This window comes from Terriglobales bacterium (assembly GCA_035764005.1).
Classification (GTDB): Bacteria; Acidobacteriota; Terriglobia; order Terriglobales; family Acidobacteriaceae; genus Gp1-AA112.
Genome location: DASTZZ010000083.1, coordinates 21,464 through 45,429 on the forward strand (window position 1 = coordinate 21,464; position 23,966 = coordinate 45,429).

Annotated in this window: 16 protein-coding genes; 8 read left to right on the forward strand and 8 right to left on the reverse strand. The window is 56.5% G+C overall.

The features are described from left to right. Window positions 1–167: 167 nt before the first annotated feature. From VFU50_13850 to VFU50_13865, 4 genes are all read right to left on the reverse strand, one after another. Window positions 168–911, reverse strand: a complete 744-nt coding sequence (locus VFU50_13850) for a lipid-binding SYLF domain-containing protein (GenBank protein ID HEU5233942.1) — start codon at window positions 909–911, stop codon at window positions 168–170. 169 nt (window positions 912–1,080) lie between these two features. After that, the gene (gene zwf, locus VFU50_13855) at window positions 1,081–2,631 is read right to left on the reverse strand and encodes a glucose-6-phosphate dehydrogenase (GenBank protein HEU5233943.1); all 1,551 of its coding nucleotides are present in this window, start codon (window positions 2,629–2,631) and stop codon (window positions 1,081–1,083) included. 29 nt (window positions 2,632–2,660) lie between these two features. Beyond that, complete coding sequence (locus VFU50_13860; GenBank protein HEU5233944.1) at window positions 2,661–3,590, reverse strand: hypothetical protein; 930 nt, start codon at window positions 3,588–3,590, stop codon at window positions 2,661–2,663. An 80-nt stretch (window positions 3,591–3,670) separates the two neighbouring features. Continuing rightward, window positions 3,671–5,146, reverse strand: a complete 1,476-nt coding sequence (locus VFU50_13865; GenBank protein HEU5233945.1) for an efflux transporter outer membrane subunit — start codon at window positions 5,144–5,146, stop codon at window positions 3,671–3,673. Window positions 5,147–5,407: 261 nt separating this feature from the next. Between VFU50_13865 and VFU50_13870 the strand changes: the two genes are divergently transcribed. The 3 genes from VFU50_13870 to thiS all read left to right on the forward strand — a co-directional run bounded on the left by VFU50_13870 (window position 5,408) and on the right by thiS (window position 9,747). Beyond that, entirely contained in the window at window positions 5,408–6,589 is a 1,182-nt protein-coding gene (locus VFU50_13870; GenBank protein ID HEU5233946.1) for a DUF5666 domain-containing protein, read from the forward strand. Between the two features lie 37 nt (window positions 6,590–6,626). Further along, the gene (locus VFU50_13875; protein HEU5233947.1) at window positions 6,627–9,479 is read left to right on the forward strand and encodes a TonB-dependent receptor; all 2,853 of its coding nucleotides are present in this window, start codon (window positions 6,627–6,629) and stop codon (window positions 9,477–9,479) included. A gap of 61 nt (window positions 9,480–9,540) precedes the next feature. Continuing rightward, window positions 9,541–9,747 (forward strand): sulfur carrier protein ThiS, encoded by a 207-nt coding sequence (gene thiS / locus VFU50_13880; protein HEU5233948.1) that lies wholly within the window; start codon window positions 9,541–9,543, stop codon window positions 9,745–9,747. Window positions 9,748–9,749: 2 nt separating this feature from the next. Here thiS and VFU50_13885 read toward each other — a convergent pair whose 3' ends face one another. After that, window positions 9,750–10,979, reverse strand: a complete 1,230-nt coding sequence (locus VFU50_13885) for an anion transporter (GenBank protein ID HEU5233949.1) — start codon at window positions 10,977–10,979, stop codon at window positions 9,750–9,752. A 171-nt stretch (window positions 10,980–11,150) separates the two neighbouring features. On the opposite strand from VFU50_13885, the gene VFU50_13890 reads away from it, so the two are divergent. Together VFU50_13890 and VFU50_13895 are read left to right on the forward strand one after the other, a co-directional pair. Further along, window positions 11,151–11,696 (forward strand): MerR family transcriptional regulator, encoded by a 546-nt coding sequence (locus VFU50_13890; GenBank protein ID HEU5233950.1) that lies wholly within the window; start codon window positions 11,151–11,153, stop codon window positions 11,694–11,696. Between the two features lie 56 nt (window positions 11,697–11,752). After that, window positions 11,753–12,016, forward strand: coding sequence for a hypothetical protein (locus tag VFU50_13895; GenBank protein ID HEU5233951.1), 264 nt, complete (start codon window positions 11,753–11,755; stop codon window positions 12,014–12,016). A gap of 6 nt (window positions 12,017–12,022) precedes the next feature. Here VFU50_13895 and VFU50_13900 read toward each other — a convergent pair whose 3' ends face one another. From VFU50_13900 to VFU50_13910, 3 genes are all read right to left on the reverse strand, one after another. Continuing rightward, window positions 12,023–14,707 (reverse strand): glycosyl hydrolase, encoded by a 2,685-nt coding sequence (locus tag VFU50_13900; GenBank protein HEU5233952.1) that lies wholly within the window; start codon window positions 14,705–14,707, stop codon window positions 12,023–12,025. Window positions 14,708–15,802: 1,095 nt separating this feature from the next. Next, window positions 15,803–18,961, reverse strand: a complete 3,159-nt coding sequence (locus VFU50_13905) for a multidrug efflux RND transporter permease subunit (protein HEU5233953.1) — start codon at window positions 18,959–18,961, stop codon at window positions 15,803–15,805. Window positions 18,962–18,967: 6 nt separating this feature from the next. Continuing rightward, window positions 18,968–20,098: an efflux RND transporter periplasmic adaptor subunit gene (locus tag VFU50_13910; protein HEU5233954.1), complete on the reverse strand. Its 1,131-nt coding sequence runs from the start codon at window positions 20,096–20,098 to the stop codon at window positions 18,968–18,970. Window positions 20,099–20,424: 326 nt separating this feature from the next. Between VFU50_13910 and VFU50_13915 the strand changes: the two genes are divergently transcribed. The 3 genes from VFU50_13915 (at window position 20,425) to VFU50_13925 (ending at window position 23,912) form a co-directional block, all read left to right on the forward strand. Then, complete coding sequence (locus VFU50_13915; protein HEU5233955.1) at window positions 20,425–20,961, forward strand: hypothetical protein; 537 nt, start codon at window positions 20,425–20,427, stop codon at window positions 20,959–20,961. Next, window positions 20,958–21,362 carry a YciI family protein gene (locus VFU50_13920; protein ID HEU5233956.1) on the forward strand — a complete coding sequence of 135 codons (405 nt, stop codon included), beginning with the start codon at window positions 20,958–20,960 and terminating at the stop codon, window positions 21,360–21,362. The genes VFU50_13915 and VFU50_13920 overlap by 4 nt, the downstream gene beginning before the upstream one ends. 531 nt (window positions 21,363–21,893) lie before the next feature. Continuing rightward, window positions 21,894–23,912: an alkaline phosphatase family protein gene (locus VFU50_13925; GenBank protein HEU5233957.1), complete on the forward strand. Its 2,019-nt coding sequence runs from the start codon at window positions 21,894–21,896 to the stop codon at window positions 23,910–23,912. Window positions 23,913–23,966: the final 54 nt, after the last annotated feature.

Genomic DNA, 23,966 nt, shown 5'->3' on the forward strand with positions numbered 1-23,966 from the left:
AGCGAACACCAAGGTCGCAAAGGTTTCAATCCGAGGTCACGTAGAGCTCTCCGTGAGCTTCGCTTTGTTCAAGCTATGCAGTAATTTTTCGACGTGAGGAAAACGCTTCAGAGGAGTAGAAAGAAGCCCCGCGAACGCGAGGCTTCTCATATTCAGAATGGAACGAGTTACTTGCTGGCGCGAGCCTCGGCGAAATCGCGGTGAACCTCGGCCAGGAATTCGCGAGCCGGAGAGGGCGTACGCACCTGTCCACTCAGGATCTGAGTGAAGGGCACGAGCTTGCCGTAGAGATCGCGAGTCGTACGGTCGTCCTGCTTTACTTCGGCGCCGTTGATGTCGATGCCGGCAAATAAGCCCTTCGAGCGCGAGTAGGTCAGAATCTCGGAGTTGAGCTTCCAGTTTGTATCTGCGCCTGCTTTGCGGCCGATTGGACCGGCAGCGGCGCTGGCGTCCACTCCCACTTTGAACTTGCTGGAAAGGAGCTGCTGTGCGCCCTTATCGTTCATGACCAGCATAAGTATGTCGGTTGACTGCCCGCCGATCTGTGCTCCCCAGCTTCCGCCACCAAGGAATACTGGCGCTGGCGAGCTCCAGGCAGCAGCGTTATTGGCAGTTCGGCACGTCGCGAAGCCACGGCCATAGTTGCCGCCAATTCCGAATGCTGCCTTCTTCTCATTCGGAATCACAATGATGCATTTCGCGTGCTCCAGCATCTCCGACGGTACACCTTTGTCCGGCGCCGCCATAATGTCCTTCAACATGGACGTTGCTTCATCGAGACGGTCGGCTACCGCCGGATGGTTCTCTTCCAATTTGGTGCCGGCAGTCGTGGAACCAGCATTTTTGTCGCTTTGGCCGAAAGCCACACAGCTAAAAGCAACCAGCAGAAAACTTAAGAATAGACTCTTCATTTGGATATCTCCCTAGTGTCCCCCCAAAGAAACGCGCTCGCGGGCGAGCTTTCTGTATCTTCTGATGAGCAGAGTATTTGCCGTGTTGCGTCAGGATTAGGAGGTGATGCAGCCAGCAGCTCTCGTTGCGGACTAGATTTCGCTGAGGCAAACCAAAGCTGGGAGCCGATCAGGCGAGCGGATCCAGCGTTCGCCAGTACCAGCCGTGTTTTCCCGGCAGCTCGTCGGCCTTGTCGGGACCTGCACTGCCAGCCGTATAATTCGGAAACTTCGGAGCGGGAAGCTGCGCCCAGGCTTCCTCAATCGGAGTAATCAGCTTCCATTCGGCTTCTACTTCGTCACGACGAGTAAACAGCGTCGCATCGCCGCGCATCGCGTCGAGCAATAACGTCTCGTAGGCGACGGGAGTCTTGGTTCCAAACGCCTCGCGGTAGCGGAAATTGAGCTGCACGTTCGCGGTATGCATCTCAGTTCCCGGACGCTTCGCTGCAAAGTCCACGGTAATTCCCTCGTTCGGCTGAATTCGGAATGCCACGATGTTGCGATGAACTTCCTGGTCCGACTCGTGTGCGAATAGCGCCTGCGGAGTCCGCTTGAAATGCACGGCGATTTCTGTGAGATTGCGTGTCAGCCGCTTCCCCGTGCGAACAAAGAACGGGACACCGGCCCATCGCCAGTTATTGATCGAGAACTGCACGGCTGCGTACGTTTCCGTGCGGCTATTGGCGGCGATCCCGGGCTCCTGGCGATATCCGGGCACTGGCGTTCCGTCGATCTGCCCAGGACCGTACTGTCCGCGCGCAGTCCGCTCGGCCACTTCTTCGATTTTCATCGGACGAATCGCGTTCAACACTTCAACTTTCTTGCTGCGCACGGAAGTCGCGTCGAACGCTAGTGGCGGCTCCATGGCCGTGAGACTCAGCAGCTGGAGCATGTGATTTGCCACCATGTCGCGCAGTGCGCCCGTCTCTTCGTAGAAGGAGGCTCGCTGCTCGACCCCCAGCGTCTCGGCGCCGATGATCTCGACGTAATCGATGTAATTGCGGTTCCAGATCGGCTCGAAGAGCAGATTCCCGAAACGAAACACCAGAATGTTCTGAACGGTCTCTTTCCCGAGATAGTGATCGATGCGGTAGACGCTCTCCTCGGGAAACACCGAGGTAACAATGCGATTTAATTCCTCAGCAGATTTCAGATCGCTCCCGAATGGCTTCTCAACGATGATGCGCGTCCATCCATGCTCGTTGTGGTTCAGCTTCGCCTGGCCGAGGCCTTCAATGATCTCAGCGAATAGAGACGATGGAGTCGCGAGATAAAACAGCAGGTTCGGGCTTCCGCCGCGAGACTGCATCTCTGCAAGATGCTGGGCGACTTTCGCATACGAATTGGGATCGTCGGAGTCGGCGCGGAAGTAAGAGATGCGGCGTGCGAAGTCCTTCCATCCATCTTTGCTGAAATTACGGGCGTCCTTGGAATGCGACGCAGCTTCTTCAAGATCCTGGCGGAACTGCTCGTCACTGACCGGCTTCCGTCCAATACCTAATATGTCGAAATGAGGCGACATACAACCTACGCAAGCGAGGTCGTAGAGGGCGGGAATCAACTTCCTGCGTGTAAGGTCGCCGGTCGCGCCAAAGATGACCAGAATGCACGGTTCGGCTTTGGGCAGCGAAGGCGCTGGGAATGGAGTGGTGGGCCGAACTTCGACGATGGTTGCCATGAACGCCTTCTTTCGTTCCGAAATTCTGCTTAGCTCACGGGCACGTAAACGTGACTTTGGGCGACAAGATCCACATTGGGAACTTCGGTTGCAATCTTTACCGGCTGCATGCCGGACTTCGGGCCCGGCTGAGCTTTGAAGGTAAGCAGATATGCGTGCTGCATGCGTGCTGAAATCTGGTTCAGATATGGCGTGAAGGAAGGCGGGCTGTCGGTCGCCAGATAGTAGGCTTCACCGCCCGTTGAATTCGCCAGTTCCGAGAGGAAGCTCTGTCCCAGCGTAATTCTCCAGCGCGTATGGCCGAGATGCCCATCGCCGCGAGCATAGATCGCGTTCACAACCACGCGAGCACGCTGGGCCTGAGCGATTGCCCCATTCACATAGGGATCATCGAGGCTGAAGCTGTCCCAATACGGATCGACGCCGTCCGAGATCATGATGACCTGCCGGGCAGCATTCGTCTGTGGCCAGCGCTTGATTAACTCGCCAAGCGAAAAATACGGACTAGCGCCTCCGGCTGACTCGCCTGTGGGCAGCCGCAGAGCTTTGGCAGCAAGGGCGTGATCGTTGGTTGGATTCTGCGCGACAAGAGCTGTTCCGTTGCGCATGTACGCGACTCCAACCTGCACGTTCGCAGGCTGCGCGTCGATGAACTGGCGAATGTCGGTCAGCTTAGGGCCGAGATCAGACGTTGACAAGCAATCATCGATCAGAATGAAAACCTGCACGCCAGCCTGAGAACTTAAAAGCGGCTCGAGTGAGATCACCTGATCTCGCTGTTTACCCTGCGTGACGATTACATCGTCAGCATGGAGCGCTGGAACACTTGTGCCGTGTTGGGGCTCAGCGGAGACTACGACACTCGCCTGCGTTCCAGGAAACGGGGGCTCCTGCTGGGCGAAGGCAGCGAGCCCGAATGCAAAAAAGATAGTGGCCGAGAGCAGCGCTTTTGATTTCATGACTAGCGCCTCCTCGTAAGAATAGATTCGCGGCAACACTCGCGAGATTCGTGGCCTCTCGTCAATATGGGCTGCGCGCGTTACTGCTGCACGATGTTCTTCTTCTCCGGACGGACTTGCAGAGCTTCGATGTCCTTGCGGTCCCAACCGCCGCCAAGTGCTTTGACCAGGAACACTGACGTGACCAGCCGCTGGCCAAGCAACTGTGTTGCGAGCCGTTGATTACTCAGCAGAGTTTGCTCGGCTGTGATTACGTCGAGGTACGTCACCAGTCCGCCGACGTAGCGATCATTGGCGATGCTGAGATAACGCTGCGAGTCCTCGACAGCTCTCTGCTGGGCTGCGGCAGCGTCGGCCAGAGTTGTGAGACCCGAGAGTCCATCTTCTACCTGCTGGAAGGCCGTCAGCACGGTGTTGCGATACGTTGCGACAGAACCCTGATATCCCGCCTTGGCGTAATCGAGTTGAGCGTGAAGCCGGCCGCCGCTGAAGACCGTTTCGGCAGCGGAGACTCCCAGCGACCAAAAGGAGCTTGGAGCCACGAACAGCTTCGTAATATCGGCGGTCTGCAATCCGGCGCCGCCGGACAAAAACACTGAGGGATAGAATGCGCTCTTTGCAACCCCGATCAGGGCGTTCTGTGCGGCCATCTGCCGCTCCGCTTCAGCGATGTCAGGACGACGTTCGAGCACGTCGCTCGGTACTCCCATGGGAATCGCGGGGATACTCGTCGTCAGCGGCGCGGGCGCCACATGAAACGTGGGAGCCGGCGAGCCAACCAGCGTAGCGATCGCATGCTCAAACGTAGCTCGCTGCTGTTGCAGCAAATGAAGCTGCGCGCGTGCCGCGTCGAGCACAGTCTCCTGCTGCGCGACATCGAGACCGGAAGCGATGCCTCCGGCGTGACGGTTCTGCACCAGCTTCAATCCTTTCTCGTCGTACGAGATCGCTTCCTGGACGTCTGCGATCTCGGCATCGAGTTCGCGCAGGCTGAAGTAGTCGGAGGCGAGGTCGGAAGTAATCAGCAGGCGAACGTTTTCCAGATCGGCAGCCGTGGCCTGGTATTGCGCATTCGCGGCTTCGACGTTGTGTCGGATACGTCCGAAGATATCGGCTTCGTAATTGAGCTGGAACGGGATCTGAAAAATGTTTTCGGTAATCGCCGCCGTGGGCGCAGTCGCTCCTACTGCAGGGCGATTCGCAGAGAGGCGTTGCCGCTCAGCGCTCGCTCCGGCAGATAGCGACGGAAAGAAGCCGGCCACCTGCACACGCGCCAGATCGCGCGCCTGCTGAGCACGAGTCACTGCCAATTGAATCGACTGGTTCGCGTTCAGCGCGTTCTGTTCAAGCTGGGTGAGAACGGGATCCTGATAGAGAGTCCACCAGGCGCCTTTGGGAATACCGTCCTTCGGTTCAGCGGCACGCCACGGTTCTTGGGCAGACCAACTGGGCGGCGTGGGGACATCGGCCTTCCGATACTTCGGTCCGACGGCGCATCCGCCCAAGCCAACCGAGGACAAAAGACAAATAGCGAGATTCCATTTACCAAAACGCAATCCAGTTTCCCTCGTCAGAAACTCTCAACTCAGAATAGCTGCTTCTCTCGGGCGCGAATCGCCGAGCAAACGGGCACAATTCACAATACAAAATCCATCGATCCTGTGCTGCTTACAATTCTTTACGTGGTGCGTCTTGTTTGTACCGCAAATTACGAAACGCGTTGTCAGATAATAAAATGAGTGTTAGGGATACAACTTTGGGGCAGAGCACCCCGCGTTCCCTCCTGAGAAAACGTGTACTACAGCCTCAATAAATCTGTGACTCCAGTTCGAATTGCCATTCTTCTGTTTGCCACAAGCGTTTGCGCTTTGTCGAGCGCCGCACAGCAAACAGGAGTGACAAATTCCGGTGCGGGAAGAGCTATCGGCACAGTGACGGCCATCAATGGCAATTCTGTCACTCTAAAGACCGATTCGGGAACCGAGAGCACTGTAACCGTGCCCGATACCGCTCGAATCGTGAAGGCCGAGCCCGGCCAGAAAGATTTGAAGAACGCCACTCCGATTCATCTGCAGGATGTACAGGTAGGCGACCGCGCTCTGGTTCGCGGCAAGGCCGGCGAGAACAATGTGCTCGAGGCTTCATCGATGATCGTGATGAAGCAGAGCGACGTCGCTTCCCGTCAGCAGCAGGAAGTACAGGAATGGCAGCGCCGGGGTGCCGGCGGGATCGTGCACTCTGTCGATCCAGCGTCGGGAACTATTACGATTTCGACCGCTCCTAACCAGACGCTCGCAATCCAAACGTCAGCCAACACACTCTTCTTGCGCTACGCTGCGGATTCTGTGAAGTTCTCCGACGCGAAGAAAAGCTCGATTAACGACATCAAGCCCGGCGATCAGCTTCGCGCGCGCGGCAACCGCAGCCCCGATGGACAGCAGCTTACGGCGGATGCCGTCATTTCGGGATCGTTCCGCAATATTGCGGGCACGGTGAACTCGATCGATGCCTCCGCGAACACTCTGAACGTCAACGACCTGATTACCAAGAAATCAGTGGTCGTGAAGATTACGCCCGACACTCAGCTACGGAAGATTCCTCCCGAAATGGCACAGCGCATTGCTTTCTTCCTGCGGCGTTCGTCCGGACAGGGTGGAGCAGGAGGCGAGCAGCAAGGCGGCGCAGCGGGTCCGGGAGCAAATTCGCAAGCTGCCGCGCGTCCTGGCACTTTCGGGGCCGGGGGAGCCGGAGGCGGTGGAGGCAGACCTGATTTTCAGCAGATCATCCGCAGAATGCCTTCGGCGGCGATCAGTGATTTGCAAAAGGGAGATGCCGTAATGATCGTCACTACGAGTGGCGCTCCCGGCGAACCGGTAACAGCTCTGACTCTGCTCGGAGGAGTCGAACCCATCCTTACCGCTGCACCCACTCAAACCAGCGCGAACTTGCTTTCCGGCTGGAGCATGGGTGGCGGCGGCGAAGGTGACAACCAGCAGTGAAGTCCATTCATTCTCTAGACAAGGTGATAAGCGCAACGTGATTCGTTGGTTTCATACATTCAGAGATGTTGCTGTACTTCTACTCTTTGCTTTCGCCGCCACCGCGGCGATTGCTCAGACCACCGGTAGCTTGCATGGAAAAGTTGCTGATCCTTCCGGCGCCGTTATTCCGGGAGCGACGATAACTCTTAAGTCGTCCTCTGGGCAGACCGCAACTGCTACTTCGGGTGGTGATGGCACTTACGATGTGAAAGGCCTTGCGCCTGGACAATACACAATCACTGTGTCTGCACAAGGGTTCGCGCCCTATTCCAAAGGCCAGGTCACAGTTGCGGCCGGACGCGCTCAGCTGCTCGATATTCCTCTGCAGATCGAAGTGGTTCAGGAGAAGGTGAACGTCGAGTCGGAGGGAAACACTCTCGACACTGCTCCCAGCAACAACGCGAATACCGTTGTCCTGAAGGGCAAAGATCTCGACGCGCTATCGGACGATCCGGATGAGCTGCAGGACGAATTGCAGGCGTTAGCAGGACCATCTGCCGGTCCCAATGGTGGGCAGATGTACATCGACGGATTCACCGCCGGGCAGCTTCCGCCGAAGTCAGCCATTCGCGAGATTCGCATCAATCAGAACCCTTTTTCGGCTGAGTATGACAAGCTGGGCTACGGCCGAATCGAGATCTTCACCAAACCTGGATCAGACAAATTCCACGGCCAGCTCGAATTCAACGAGAACAACTCCATCTTCAACTCGCGGAATCCGTTCTCGGTCGAAAAGCCCGACTACCACTCGGAGCAATATGAAGGAAACTTCGGTGGCCCATTGGGTAAGAAGGCGTCATTCTTTATTGATGGCCAGCGCCGCAACATCAACGACGTGGCCATCGTGAATCCTCAGTGCGGAGGCGTTGTGCTGCCTGAGTGCGCAGACGTGAATGTCCCCAATCCGCACACGCGCACCAACTTCAGTCCGCGAATCGACTATCAACTCACCAACACAAACACGTTTACAGCCCGGTATCAGTTCTGGAACAACCACGAAGACAACAACGGGGTGGGGCAAAACGGAAGCACTCCAACGCTGCCTTCGCTGGGGTACACCTCAGATGAAACCGAACACACGGTGCAGATCAGCGACACGCAGGTCCTCGGCTCCAAGATCGTGAACGAGATTCGGTTTCAGTACAACCGCGATCACAGCGATCAGCTCCCTTTGAGCACTGCGCCGCAATTGTCGGTGCCGAGCTTCTTTGTCGCAGGTGGAAACAGTGCCGGGCATGAGGTGAATCAGGAGAATCATTACGAGCTGCAGAACTACACCTCCTACATTTCGGGAAATCACTCGATGCGCTTTGGCGGCCGGCTGCGCATTTCGCAGGCTTCAGATCTGCTGGCTTCCAATTTCAACGGCACGTTCTCTTATGACTCGCTGACGGCATTCCAAAACAATCAGCCGACTCAATTCTCGATCACCACCGGTCAACCACTGATCTCGAATACATTCCTCGACTTGGGTGTCTATGCAGAAGACGATTGGAAAGCGCGTCCGAATCTAACGCTGAGCTATGGTTTGCGCTATGAGACTCAGAGCGCTATCAACGATTATCGTGACTTCGCACCCAGGATCGGCATTGCGTGGGGTGTCGGAAGAAAGGGTTCGACTCCCAAAACGGTGCTGCGCGCCGGCTATGGGATCTTTTACGATCGTTTCCCACAGAACCTCGTCTTGCAGGCTGAGCGGTTGAACGGAAGCACGCAGCAGTCGTACATCATCGATTCACCCACGTTTGGCCCGAATAACATCCCGAGTTCTTTTTCGGGACTTACAGGCGTGCCTTCGAACGTCTATCGCATCGATCCGAACCTGCGCGCTCCCTACATTCTGCAGACGGCAGTTGGCGTCGAGCATCAACTTACGAAATCTACCAAGCTCTCGCTCACTTATCTGAACGCCCGAGGGCTTCATCAGCTCTTTACCAACAACATCAATGCCCCGCTTCCGGGAACGTTCCCGGCGAATCCGGTTTGCCCGCTCGGCTGCACCGCAGGACGGATCTACGAATACCAATCCGAGGGCATCTTCAAGCAGAACCAGCTCATGACGAACGTCAACATGCGAGTGGGCCCGAATCTCTCGATTTTTGGGTTTTACTCACTGAGCTACGCTAACAGCGATACTTCGGGAGCCGGCAGTTTCCCTACCGACCCATATGATCCGACTCTGGATTACGGGCGCGCGGGCTTTGACACCCGGCACCGGCTCTTTCTTGGCGGCACCTTCACCGCTCCCTTTGGATTGCGACTGAGCCCATTCGTCTTCGCGCATTCGGGCCAGCCCTACAACATCACCATTCCCCAAGATATTTTGGGCACTTCAGTCTTTAATGCACGTCCGGGTCTTGCCGTGGGATCATCGGAATGCTCAGTGTTGTCGACCACAAATCCCTTCTGCTTCTTCATTCCCAGTCCGGGACAAGCTTATAGCCCGATTCCTATCAACTTCGGACAAGGTCCGGCGAATGTCTCCGTGAACCTGCGCGTAAGCAAGACCATCGGACTTGGCCCGGTGATGGAAGGGACAACCGGAGGACGCGGAGGCGGCGGTCGTGGAGGACACGAGCACGGCGGCTTTGGCGGATTTGGAGGCGGAGGAGGTCCGCGTGGCATGTTTGGAGGCGGCACCAGTGACCACCGCTACAACCTGACATTCAGCATCGGCGCGAGAAATCTCTTCAATCATCAGAATCTGGCGCCACCTGTCGGGGTGCTGAGCACCCAGGCGTTCACTGGAAATTCGAGCTTTGGCCAGTCAATCGCGGTGGCCGGTGGACCGTTCGGTTCACAAGCCTCCAATCGCAGAGTTGATCTGCAGGTTCAATTCTCGTTCTAAAGTGGACTTCTCCAGGCCTCCGGTTCTCGGAGGCCTTTTTTCTTTCGACTACACTGCTGTTATGACTCTAATCGTCAATGGCCAGCCAAAGGAGTGTCCTGACGGCGCTTCGCTGGCGCAGTTCATTGAACATCTGCAGCTCAAAGGCGACCGCGTCGCCGTCGAACTGAACCGCTCAATCGCGGCTCGCAACCGCTGGGCCGAAACTACTCTTCGCGAGGGCGACCGACTGGAAATTGTGCACTTCGTCGGTGGCGGTTCCTGTTAACATCAGAAATGTGACAGCCAGATCACGCCGACCGCTACAGTGGCGATCGTGACTGGAATTCCAGCCTTCAGATATTCCCCAAAGCTCACCGGCGATTTCTCGCGGGCCTTTTCCACGACGATGATGTTGGCGACGGAACCGGTGATGGTTAGATTTCCGGCAAGCGTGCTGGTCATGGCCAGCAAGAGCCAGAAATGGTGCGCGTCAGCAAAATGCGGAAGCAGATCCTTTAGCAACATCACCGCGGGAACGTTGCTCACGATGTTGGAGAGAAAAACCACAGCTCCGCTGAATATCCAGAGATTCTGCAGATTGAATCGCTCGGCGGCGGACAAAAGCTCGCGCGCGATGCCCGACTGCTCCGCGCCTCCCACGATAAGAAATAGTCCGATAAAGAAGACCAGCAGCGACCAGTCCACTTCTTCATAGACGTGCTTCGAAGGATAGCGGGGATGCATCAAGATGACCGCCGCGCCGACGGCCGCAACTAGTGCAGGAGGCAATCCTGCGAGGAATCCTGCAAGTACCGCTATTGTGACAATAACAGGAAAGATCAGATGCGATTCGGAACGCTTAAACACTTCCTGATTTGCGGAAGCTGAAGGAACGATTGCTTCTGACCGGAAATACATCAGATACAAGATCCCCCAGTCCAGAAATAAGCCGATCAACGCAACCGGTCCTAAATGCGCAAGGAAATCCAGATATGGAATGCGCGACACCGACCCGATCAGGATGTTCTGCGGATTACCGGTGATCGTGGCCGTGCTGCCGATGTTCGAAGCGGTTGCAAGCGCGAGAAGATACGGTGTTGCGCGACGCCCGAACTGGTGACTGATCCTCATCACCAGGGGCGCCATCAGTAAGCAAATGATATCGTTCACGAGGAATGCCGACAAAACTCCGCTTGTGAAGATCACGACGGGCAGCAGCCATCCGACGCGCACGTGCGCGATGAAAATGTTGGTGATCCATTCGAAGAACCCTGCAAGATGCAGCCCAGCAACCACAACCATCATCGCGAATAGAAGAACGATGGTCGCGTAGTCGATGCTGCGCAATCCCTGTTCCGGACCAAGCACGCGAAAAGCAAACATCATCGCCGCGCCGATCACCGCAGCCGCGGGTCGATCGATGTGAGTTCCCGGAAATCTGCCTACGGCGAAAACCGTGTAGCTGGCAAAAAAGATGAGATACGCGGCAAGCGAATGATGGTCGAAAAGAATGGGCACGAGCGCTGCGGACCTCAGTTCGCCGAAGTCACGTCCCGTTCATAGTACCTGACCGTTTTCACGGAACTAGAGCCCGCACCTCGCGCATCAACTCTTCCCGCTTGACATACAACAATGAGGGTGTATTTTGTTTCAAACATTTCATTTACGAAATGTTTGAAGCGTGCTGGTATGAAATCGCAGAAAAAACAGAACGGCAGCGAGCAGGCGGCGAGCACTGCGGCTCAAAGCTTTACTTCGGCTGACGTAATGGAACTCACCGGAATCACTGCGCGACAGTTGCAGTGGTGGGACGAGCGCAAAATCGTCGTCCCGCAGCGCAGCGGCCGCAATCGCGTGTACAGCCTCGACGATCTCGCAGAAGTCGCGGTGATCTGCGAGTTGCGACGCAAGGGATTCTCGCTTCAGCGCGTGCGCCAGGTCATGCGCTACTTGCAGCGTGAGCTGGGCAAGAGGCTGATCGAAACGGTGACCTCGGGCAGCGAGTATCACTTGCTCACAGACGGCAAGCGCATTTATCTCGAAAACTCCGAGCGGCAGATCGTCGATCTGTTGAAGAACTCGCGCCAACCGCTGCTCGCGATATGCCTTACGGATGCCGTGGAGGAAGTCCAGGCCGAAGTTCACAAGCGTCGCGCGTTGCGGCGTCTGCACGGAAAGGAAGAACGCAATAACAACGATGATAACCGGCGATTGCGGCTGCGCCGCAGCGCTTAACCACCATTCGCACGATGAGCATCCGCGATTGCGGAACAACCCAGGTCGGAGGTGACATGGTAGCTGAGCTAAACATCCTGACAGAGTGGATACCGGAGCAGATGCAGCCCGGCACGGTCTTCGTGCTGGAGAACGCCGGCGAAGTCGGCAAGAACGAAGACCCATATTGGGCCGTACTCGCCTGCCCCGAATGCGGAACGCTGGGCTTGATTACTCGCCGGCAGATGGCGGGCATCACTCCAGTGATCTGCGGTTCAGAAAAATGCTCGGCTCACTTCTTCATCCGCGACGAAGACGTGCAAGTCTGCAAGCCGAACTAGCGCCTTTCATAGCTCGCTCTTATTTGACGGCGCCACGAGCAGCCGGATGGGGCCAAAGAGTCCTGCTGGAATCGGCTGCACCTGATCCATGTCCTGCGCCTCAAAGCGGACGCCATATCTCAAATTCAGCAGACGATAATCGGGTAGGGCATGCCCAGCCATGTAGTTCAGGGCCAGATTTTCGACTTCAACGCGAATCGTATTCTCTCCTTCGTGAAGGAACGAGGTGACGTCCAGCGAATATGGCGGACACCAAACTGATCCCGTGCGTTTGCTGTTCACGTAGACCACTGCGACTTCCCGAATCGGGCCGTCGAGCCACGCTTGCATTCCTGCGCGTAGTTTCTCTTCCGGCAAAGGCTTCCCTTCTCCAAAATCGAGCTGAACTTTGCTGTCTCTGAGCGCCGATGCAGGAACTGTGATTGTCTTCTCATAGGTAGCTGTTCCAGAGAAGTAGCGCGTCTCCGGATAGTCGGTCCAGGACTTCAAATCCTGCATGGTTTCGGTTTTGCCGCTGGTACCGAAGGTGACATGCCAATCGTGGCTGATATCGATCGCGGTTGTCTCGACCGGGGCCGCCTTCCGAGTTCGGTGCAATGAACTGCTCCGGGAAAGCACGAAGACGCGCGAACCGTACGGCTCCAGATCAAGTTTGATTGTGGCGCTATTCGCACGAGGATCAGGAACATTCAGGTTCGAGACCGTCCCATTCATCGGATCCCAGAGTTGCACGGTCGTAGCTGCAACACGAAAACTCGCTTCGGTCTTCTGACTCTGATTCGTGGTGTTAGCTACGAAATAGATGTCCGCATCCCGTGTACGTCGGTGAACGAAGCCGATGTCGGGCTCTGCGGGCGTAAAAGACACGTCTGCTTCGGTGAGTTGGGTAAGCAAGGCACTCAGTTTCTGCTCATCAGGCAAAAAATGACCTTGTGCATTCCCGGCCTGGAATAGACGCCGACTGATATCGCGAACCTCGACATTCTGTGAATCGCCGGCGAGGAGTCCCGGTGCCGCCGAGGGAAGCTGGCGCGTAGCAACCAGAATTCCCCCGGCTCGCGCGAAATCTTCGAACGTGCGATAGGTGTCAGGCGAGATCGTTTCCACGTTCGGCAAAATCACAACTCGATATCGATTGGTGCCGAGAGCCAGCGTGTTCCCCTCGATGCGTCCCTTGCGCTGCAGCGCGTCCTCATCGAAGAAGTCGAAATCATGTCCGCTGGAAAGAGTGCTTTCGACGACATTAGTCCCAATTCGGGATTGCAGGGTCTGGAACAGGTTCACGCGCCCAGGACGAAAGCTCGCCCAGGCATCATCATTAGGCAGATAGACAGCGACGTCATTAACCGGTTCACCTTGGCGCAACAGATAGCTCACGCGCTGCAGATAGGCGGTGACGTCCGGCATCACAATCCACCACGGATTCTTCTCATCGAACACCGCCGCAGCGTAAAAACGCCATCCCGGATATTCGACGCCCTCAGGTGTATATGGCCAGCCATGGCCGACGAACTGGTTTATGCCCTCAAGAAAATGGCGGTCCGCCTCCGCTTTCATATCCAGCGGGGTGGCTCGGAAAACCGGCGAGTGCAGCCAGGTCCAGGTTTCCGATGACGTGACCGGCACGCCATAGATGTGGCTCGCCGAAGAAGCCCAGCGTGTTGCTGAAAGTGACTTCCACTGCGCTCCTTCACCTTCAGGCAGGTCCGCCAACGAACTGCTCGAGAGCTCTGCCGGAGGAATCCCATAGGCTTGCATGCGAAACTTCGTGTGATTCTTCTGTGCCCAGTCATGCACAGTGGAGGCGAATCGTTCGTCGAAAAGTTCAGTAAGAGTCTTTCCCCAATCGCGACGCACTGCCCTGCTCTTAACGTCGCTACCTTCTGCCAGTTCCGGCAAATGTGGAACCAGGTCGTATCCTCGCCGTTTGTGGAACTCTTCCAGAAAATCCGGACTCCAATCGGAACCGTAAACCTCCAGACTGTCGCAGAAAACGGAATACGGACGATCAGAAGGAAACGCCTGCATCAGCCGATCGCCAACATGCTGCAAGTAATGTTCAACGGCGCTTCGATCGTAGTGATCAACGACGAATCCCTCGGCGCCGACTGCCGCTCGCTTCACCTGCATGCCCGTGCGGCTCGAAATGAAGAAAAGAACCTCGCCTGCACTACTCCGCTGTGGGAGCGTCACGAACCCGTCATGAACATCCGAGATTTGCCGATACTGGTGCTCTGATCGGCCATTGTCGGCGGTGGTTAAGAAAGCAGCAATTAAGGTCTCACCGGCCGTTAAGCTGGGCACGGGAATACTTGGGGAATGTCCGTCGGTCTTGGTGCGAACAATACGCAGCGAACTCGCCGCTTCGGTGATTGGGACTCCAGGTCCTCCATACGGCCAGCCGCTGCCCAGAGTGAGGTCCATTCGCAGCCCAAGCTGCTTTGCTTTTTCTGAAGCGAAGCGCAGAGCATCCAGAAATTCATCCGATAAGTAGGAATGATTGTGGAAGCCGTGCTTCGGATCGTCCAACGCAAGCGGATAAACCGGCTGGACCTCGAATCCTCCGATGCCGCCTTCTTTCACGCGCAGCATTTCTCTTTCGAGTTCCTGCTTGTCCACTGCCGGGCCGAACCACCACCAGCGCACCATGATGCGCGCCGCGTCTGGAGGATTGCGGAATTCATGTTCCAATTCAGGAAGAGTTGGACTCGAAGGCCGACCAGAGCTCGGCTGGGCGTGCGCAACGGCACTCAGAACACAGAGTGCGCACACAATGAACGCTGATCGGAAACCCAGGCATCGGTAGACCTGTTTCAATCGTCCTCCGGCTAAGAAGCGCAAGAATGCGCGCGTGTTAGAAATTCTGAAGCTGTTCAGAATACGCTGGAGGACTTTCCGGTCGCGCTCCCGTTTCGGGCTGCAGAATTTCTTGAACTCTCCACTTCTCTGATCCGAGACGCAGGACAAGAAATTGTGGCGCGGTGAACTTGGTGCGACTCCTGCCTTCCTAATCTCTCTAGTCCACAAAATCGAGGGACTGGAGCTTATTCATCAAGCTATACGAGTCCCGCCAATGGGCGGGACGACCGAGAGTAGCCCACCATGCAGCGAAGCGGAATGGTGGGTGGGATGAAGAACGGATCGAGTCCGGCTTTCAGCCGGACGATTGAGAATCTCGGGTTCCGAGGTGTCAATGAGAAATCGCCCAAATTCTCATTCGTCCGGCTTGAAGCCGGACTCCGAGTTGTAACCACCGGTATCCCACCATTCCGATTCGCTGCATGGTGGGCTACTTTCATCCGTCCCGCACCAGACGCGGGACTCGGACCTTGAGATGTAAAGCGTCCAGGCGATATGCATTCATGATGTAGGCCCTCCATACGATGTGCGCACTCGCGAAGAGTCTGCTTTCCTGGGCCTACGTGTGTCTGAGTGCGCGCCTAGACAAGCGCAACAAACAGGCAAGCGCCAGGGTCCTCAGGGACCATAGCGAAATTCCTTCAGCGCTGCAGGACACAAAAAATACCCGTAGGCGCGAAGCCTACGGGTGGAGAGAACATTTTGATTAGAGAGGGCGAAACTCCAAGCGCCGGCAAGAACCCAGCTTGCCGAGCCTGGGAGGAGAACGCGTGAGAGCCACCCCTGACCCTCCAGCAATCCCTTCGTCTAAATAGACGGAATTCGAGGTGAAAAAGTTAGCGGTTATCCACTCCGGCCCGGAGATTTAACAAGTCTTAACAGGAGGCGGGTCTTTGCCGCCCCTTGGGTCTGTCTACTGATTAGCAGCTACACGGCAATCCGTTCATCTTCTGCGTGACGTTCTTCGATCTGTCGATGAGCGCCACTTCCCCAGCGCTCCTGCAGCGTCTTCAGCGTCACGTAGAGGATGGGGATAAACAGCAGGTTGAGCGTGGTTGCGGCAAGCATTCCCCCGAATGCGGTAGTGCCGACCGATTGGCGCCCATTCTTTCCCGCACCGCTTGCAAGCACCAGCGGCAGGACGCCGAGCATGAAGGCAAAGGATGTCATCAGGATCGGACGCAGGCGGATGCGAGCTGCTTCGAGCGCGGCTTCGGTGATTGAAAGTCCACGCTCGCGTAACTGCTCGGCGAACTCGACGATCAGAATCGCGTTCTTGCTGGAGAGGCCGATGAGCATCACCAGTCCGACCTGGCAGTAGATGTCGTTGATCAATCCGCGCAGTGACTGTGCCAAAACGGCACCGAGCACCGCCATCGGAACGGCGAGGATCACGATGAACGGCAGCGACCAACTTTCATACTGCGCCGCCAACGTGAGATACACGACCAGCAAGCCCAGAGCGAACAGCATCACCACCTGACTGCCCGATTCGATTTCCTCCAGCGACAGTCCTGTCCACGCGTAGGAGTAGCCGTGCGGCAGAATCTTCGCCGACAACTCCTCCATCTTCTGGATGGCCTGGCCGGAGCTTTGTCCGCGTGCTGCCGAGCCATCGAGTTCAACCGAGCGGAACAGGTTGTAGTGGCTGATGACGGGTGGCGTCGTAGTCTGCGTAATGTTGACCAGATCTTCGAGCGGTACCATGCCGCCCTTATCGGAGCGAACATAGAACTGCTTCATCGACTGCGGCGACATGCGCGCCTGCTGATCGGCCTGTATGTAAACGCGGTATGCGCGATTATTGAAATCGAAATCGTTCACGTACGCTGAAGCCATGTACACCTGCAGCGTGTTCGTGATCTGCGAGAGCGACACGCCCAGGCTCTTGGCTTTCTCGCGATCGATGCTGACGAGGAACTGAGGATCAGTCGCGCTGTAGCTGGTGAATAACCCGGTGAGTCCGCTGTTGGGCTGATTCCCTGCTCCGATCAGGCTGTAAGCGACTTTGCCCAACTCTTCGGGAGTGTGTCCGCCTTCGTCCTGCAGGATGTACTGGAATCCGCCGAAATTACCGAGGCCGTTTACCGACGGTGGAGCGAAGGGCACGACGATGGCGCCGGAAATTCCAAACAATGGTCCGCGTAGACGGTTGATGATTGCTTCTGCGGAGCGTTCGTCGCCTTTTCGTTGCGACATCGGCGCGAGTGTGCCGAAGACCATTCCGCGATTGGGCGCGGCTCCGGCGAAGCTGAATCCGGAAACAGCGAACGTGCCGACGATGTCTTTCTCGCGGCCCAACACCTGTTCGATTTGCTTGGCGATATTTTCGGTGTACTCGATCGAAGCGCCGGGCGGGCACTGAACCAGGATCATGAAATATCCCTGGTCCTCTTGCGGAACGAAGCCGCGCGGGACGCGCTGGTAGAACCAGTAGGTAAATGCGAGGCCGCCGAGGAAGACGAGCACCACGATCCACCTCAGCGGAACGAGGTGTTTTAGAGTGTCGCGATAGGCGTGCGTGACCTTGTGCACGCCGCGATTGAACACACCAAAAACGCCGCGATTTGATTCCCCCGTGTGATGTCCTAACATCAGAGCCGAGAGTGCCGGCGTCAGCGTCAAAGCGTTGAATGCCGAAATGGCAACCGAAAACGCGATCGTCAACGCGAACTGACGGAACATGATGCCGGTAGTTCCGGGAAAGAACGCGACCGGCACGAACACGGAAACCAGCACCAGCGAGGTGGCGACCACAGCTCCGGCAACTTCGCTCATGGCCACGGAAGCGGCATGGTGGGGCTCGGTTACACCTTCTGATATATGCCGCTGCACGTTCTCAATAACGACAATCGCATCGTCCACCACCAGGCCGGTGGCGAGCGTGATGCCGAAGAGCGTGAGCGTATTGATCGAGAATCCCAGCGCCTTGACGAAGATGAAGGTGCCGACGAGCGAGACCGGAATGGTGACAGCCGGAATGACTGTGGAGCGCCAATCCTGCAGGAACAGGAAGATGACAAAAATAACCAGCAGAATCGCTTCGATGAGCGTGCTGATTACGTCTTTAATCGAATCCGCGACAACGTCAGTAGTATCGAAAGCAACGTTGAATTTGAGTCCCGGCGGAAAGCTCTTCGACAGTCTTTCAAGTTCCCCAATCGCCGCTCGATCTACCGCGATGGCATTCGCGTTCGAGAGCTGAGTGACTCCCACGCCGACCGCAGGATGGCCATTGAATCGCAATCCTGAGTCGTAGTTTTCGGCTCCGAGTTCGGCGTGACCAACGTCTCTTAGGCGGACAATCGTGCCGTCGGGCGCGGTTTTGAGCACGATATTGTCGAATTGCGCAGGATCGGTGAGCCGACCGACGGCGCGCACGCTGATCTCGTACTGCTGATTCGGAGGCGCCGGCGCCTGTCCCACCGCGCCCGCAGCAACTTGCACGTTCTGTTCCTGCAGAGCTGTGACAACATCGCTGGCTGTGAGCTGACGCGTAGCCATGCGCACTGGATCAAGCCAGAGCCGCATTGCATATTTGCGCTCGCCGAAGATGATCACGTCGCCTACACCGCGAATACGCTTGAGTGCATCGCGCACGTAGATGTCGAGATAGTTACTGATAAAGAGACTGTCGTAGCGATTGCCTTCCGCGTAGAAACCGGCGCCGAAGACGAAATTATTGGTCGCCTTCACGACGCTCACGCCCGTCGTCTTCACTTCATTGGGCATGCGCCCGAGCGCCTGGTTAACCCGGTTCTGCACGTCAACGGCGGCAAGATCGACATCGCGATTCAGATCGAAGACCACGCTGATTCCGCTGGTGCCGTCGTTGCCGCTGGTGGAGGTCATGTACTTCATGCCCTCAACACCGTTGATCTGCTGCTCCAACGGAGTCGTCACCGATGTCTCAACTACCTGCGCACTGGCGCCGTTGTAGAACGCGCTCACTTGGACCGTCGGCGGTGCCAGATTGGGAAACTGCGCTACAGGAAGTGTCGGGATTGAGACTGCTCCACCAAGAATGATCAGCAGAGCGCAGACCGTGGCAAAGATGGGTCGCTTAATAAAGAAATCGACAAACATAAAGCCCTAACTTCCCTGTACCTGCGCGTTCACCGGCATGCCGTCGGCAAGCATTTGCGTATCGGAGACAATGACTTTGTCTCCGGCTTTGAGGCCATCGAGCACAACGTAGTTATTGCCGTCGAGCTGACCCACCTTGATCTGCTTCTGATGAGCCACGCTCTTTCCTCCGCTGTCTTCGGCGACGTAAACAAAAAACTGGCCGCCGATACGAGAAACTGCCAGCACCGGCACCTCGAGCCCCTGGAGCGTTCCCCAGATCACGCGCGCGTGAACAAACTGCGCGGTGCGCAAAATTCCATTGTCGTTCGGCACCGTGGCCTTTACCAGCACCGTTTGCGTCTGACTATCGACTTGAGGAGAAATGAACGTGATTTTTCCCTTCGCGATTGTCGTGCCCTGGTCGCCGAGGATCTCGACCTCTTTTCCCGTTTTGAGATCGGGCGCACGTTCAACTGGAACCTGAACGTAGGCCTCCAGACTTCCGGGCTTGTCCACCGTCGTGAGGAGAGTGCTTGTTGTAACTCGGTCTCCGACGTGAACGGGAATGTCTCCGACGATTCCCGCCATCGGCGCTACCACCTTGTAGTAGTGAAGCTGGGTTTCCTGCTCGTTGACGGAGGCCTTCAATGCCGACAGCTGGGCTTTGGCGGCATCGAGATTCGCGCGAGACTGATCAAGTTCCGCCTTACTGATGACTCCAGCGGCGGCAAGTTGTGTCGACCGATCGTATTGCTGCTGCGCCCATTTCAGGTTTGCCTCCTGCGCAGCCGTGCTCGCCTGTTGATTGCGGACAGTTGCCTCCTGCTTCAGCGGATCGATCTGCATCAGCGGCTCGCCGGCATTTACATGCTCGCCGGAGTGGACAAAGATGTTGGTGATCGAGCCTTCCACCTGCGGGCTGATCGTCGCCGATTGGCGCGACTTCAGCGTCGCCACGTACTCCGACGAGTCGGTAACAGGCTGTGGATTGATCACGTCCACCTTCACCCGCATCGCCGGCGGAGGTCCCTGCGGACCCTTTGGCTTTGAGCTGCAGGCCGACAGCGCAGCCGCTGCCGCAACCATGAGAGCAAATCGGAGCACGGCTTCAGACCTGCCCAAATTGAAACTTTTCTTGAAGAACATCGAGCTCATAGAGCGATCAAAACCACGCCTTTTGAACAGACGCATCACCCCTGGTGGTGTCATCGTTCAACAATGTTTTCTTCCCGTAAAGAGCGGTTAGAGCCTGCGTGCGGCTCGGCGGGGGAACACCACGGAATCTGCTCTAAATGGGAACCTCTAATGCTAACTGCGGGATGAAACCGCTGTCGAGCACTTGTTTTTGGCCTCTACTGCAGTTTTCACGAACAATTTCCACAATTTTCTTTTCGGAACTGTCGATTTGCCGGAGGCTTGCCCGTTGATACAGTGAGCGGGCGAGAGAGCAACGCGGAAGCAGCCCGCACGGAGAAGCTCCTATGACGATCAAGGGCATCCTGGCGCTGTTTCATCTGCTGTTGCTGGTCTCGGCGGCCATCCATGCGAAACCGCCTGCTAACACCGAAGAATTGCAGGCAAATGCCGCGTTCGCACGTCTAAAGAGCCTCGCCGGCGATTGGGAGTCGGCGGGACCAAATGGGGAACATTCCCGGCTGAACTATCAGGTGATCTCTGCCGGAACGGCCGTGATGGAGCGCTTCACCAGCGATGCCCTTCCGCACCAGAGCGGTTCAATGATTACGGTGTACTACATCGACAAAGGACAGCTCGTTCTCACGCATTACTGCATCGCCGGTAACCAGCCGCATCTGCGCGCAACGCGCTACGATCCTCAAACGGGTGAGCTGGATTTTGATTTCGTCGATGGAGGCAACATCATCACTGGGGAAGAAGGCCACATGCACAGCGCCCGCATGCGCTTCATCGATGAAGATCACGTCAGCAGCGAGTGGCAGTTCATGCAGGCGCGCTCTCCGAAGTTCACGGAATTGTCAAAGTTCACGCGCGCAAAGTGAAAACGCACATAGTCGATTACGAGGTGATATCCAACATGCCGCAATATTTACTTCTGCTCCATGACGATGCCTCTGGCTGGGCTAAGCTCAATGCCGACGAACGCAAATGGTGGATGGAAAAATACGGCGCTTACAGAGAGGGTCTCAAGGCAAAGAAGGCCTGGGTCGGCGGACAAAAGCTCGCTGATGATCCTGGACGCGTCCTGCGCGGGGCCGGCGATAACGTTAGAGTTACCGATGGTCCTTACAGTGAGACCAAAGAGTGGCTCGGGGGGTACTTCCTGATCGAAGCGCCGAATTACAAGGCCGCCGTTGAACTCGCCCGTGACTGTCCTACGCTATTGCATGGCGGCACAATAGAACTGCGCGAGGTAGACGCGAGAACTCCAAACCCAACCTAGAAAAGGGAACCCTGATCTATCACTCGACAGATTTCCCGCCAGAACCAGCAACTCTGGTCGATGCCTTCAGGGCTTCGTAACTTTTCATCCGACTCTCTGGATTAGCTCTATTCGAGGGCGTGCGTACCTTTGGATGGCTTGACATCGGCCGGTGATTCTCTCGCAGACTGTTGATGACGAAAGAGATAGGTTCGAATCGCGAAGGGATGATGGATCGCGGCAATGAAAAGAGTTGACATCAGTCAGCACAAGCAACATCGCTAGAACCGAACACATTCCTGGAGAACCGTAAAGAGACCGAATAGCAAAGAGGAGAGAGGCACGTGCGAGTAGCTGAAGACATGCCGACTCGATGCGTCCACTACGTCCACTTAGTCCACCGCGTCTACCAGCGCACCGCATTCCGCGATGCACGCAATGGAAATCCGAGTTGCCGTCGCACATTAGCCGCCTAGCCATTTTTGCGGGGTTCGTACAGCAACCAGCGCGAGAGCTGCTGCTTCCAAGTATCGGATGAAAGGAGCAGTTCTCGTGCGTACCTGGTCCCTCTCGCATTCGATCGTTAGTTTGATTTTGGTATTCGCTTTGGCAATTTCGATGTCAAGTTGCGGCGGGACTCAAGCTGCCAGCACGACTCCGCCTTCCAATCCGCCGTCGCAGCCGCCCTCAACGCCTCCGACGCAACCTCCGCCGCCTCCGCCAACTCCGACCGATATTACAGCTCTGAATCACATTGTCTTCATGTTTCAGGAGAACCGCTCGTTCGATCACTACTTCGGTCACCTGAACACGTATCGAGTGAACAAAGGCTGGGGCGGTAAGAGTGATGTGAACACTCTCGATTCTGCTGCTCTGCTTGCCGCAGGCTTTTCGGCGGATAATCCAGCGGATGATTCGGCGCCGCTGAGTTGGACCACAGCGAACGCAACGACGGTGACGCTGAATGGCGAGTCAGTCACAAGCAGCGGAAACAAGAAGGAGACGCCGACTACAGCCACGCTATACACACTCGTAGCGACTTCTGCCACGGGCGCCACAGCGCAGGCCTCAGTTGTAGTGGGAACCACACCTGATACGGGATCGAGACTTCTGGTCGGCGCGAGCCCGATGAACGTCGAGCCCGGGGGCAAGTCTCTCTTGACTTGGGCTGCCACCGACGGATCAAGCGTGACGATCAGCCCTCCGCCGGACCCGAAACATACTCAGGCGTACGGACCCAATGCCACCGCAGCGGTTACAGTGCCGACTACGCCTGGAACGGTGACGTATACGCTCACGACGGATTCGAAGTTGACCGCCACCATCACGCTTACGGTCGCGAGTTCCGTTCCGGGAGCGCCGATCGCAACCATCACGGACAACAACCAGGGACACGTGAGCTGGGGCAGCGATGTGACTGTGCACTCTTTCTTGCTGACCGATCAGTGCGTTGAAGACTTCAGTCCCGACTGGCTGGAAAGTCATGGTGCTTACAACCGCGACGACGCGGCGTCGGATGAGTGGAAGGGAAATGGGTTTGTCCATATCACAGCAGGATTCTCGCAGTTCGCAAATTCCCAGAATGACACTCACCACTATTTCGACGTTCGCGGCCAGCGCAACATGGGCTACTACGACGAGAAAACGCTGCCGTTCTACTACTTCCTCGCGGGCCAATTCGGCACTTCAGATAACTTTTTCTCGCCAATCCCCTCGAACTCAGGACCGAATCGAGTTGCAGAATTAGCGGCGACAACGCATGGCCACGCGCACAATCCGCCTACGCTCAATATTCCAAGTATTTTCCAACTTCTCGACGAAGCCGGAGTGTCGTGGAAGGTGTACTACTCCGATGTCAGTTCGTCGGGAGTGCCGCTCACCACGCTCACTAACTTCCAGTGGGGACAAGGCCACAAGGATCCCCAGCACCTTGCGCCTGTGAACTGCAAGCAAGCCTCAACCCCCTGCCAACAGGGACAAACCGATTACTTTACCGACCTGAGCAGTGGGAATTTTCCCGCTGTGGCTTTGATTGAGCCGGGTTTCGATTCGGGACGCGACGAGCATCCAGGAAATCCGGTACAGCTCGGAGCCGTCTATGAAAAGAGCCTCATCTCGGCTTTCATGGATAGCCCGATTTGGAAGGACTCTGCTTTCTTTTTGACCTACGACGAGGCCGGCGGATTCTATGACCACGTTCAGCCAGTAAATAACGACCTGAAGCCGGACGGCATTGCCGTCCAGCCCGACGGCATTGCGCCGCAGGATCTGCTATCGAAAGATCCGAAAGGAGATTTCACGCGCACCGGGTTCCGTGTGCCTTTGATGGTGGTTTCGCCGTACGTCATCCCGCACGTAGTCTCGCACGCCCCCGCAGATTCAACTGCAATTCTGAAGTTTATCGAGACGCGGTTTAAGTTGCGGAACATGACCAATCGTGACGCCGCCCAGCCCGACTTCGCGAAAGAATTCTTCGATTTCAGCAAGCCGGCACTGTTGACGCTGACGTCGAAGGACCTGCCCGATCAGCAGGCGGATGCGCCGTGCGCGGCATACGCGAAGAATCCATGATGCAGGCGGCAATTTAGGCGAGTGCTTCTTTGGCTTGCGTGTTTCTCGCTGTCG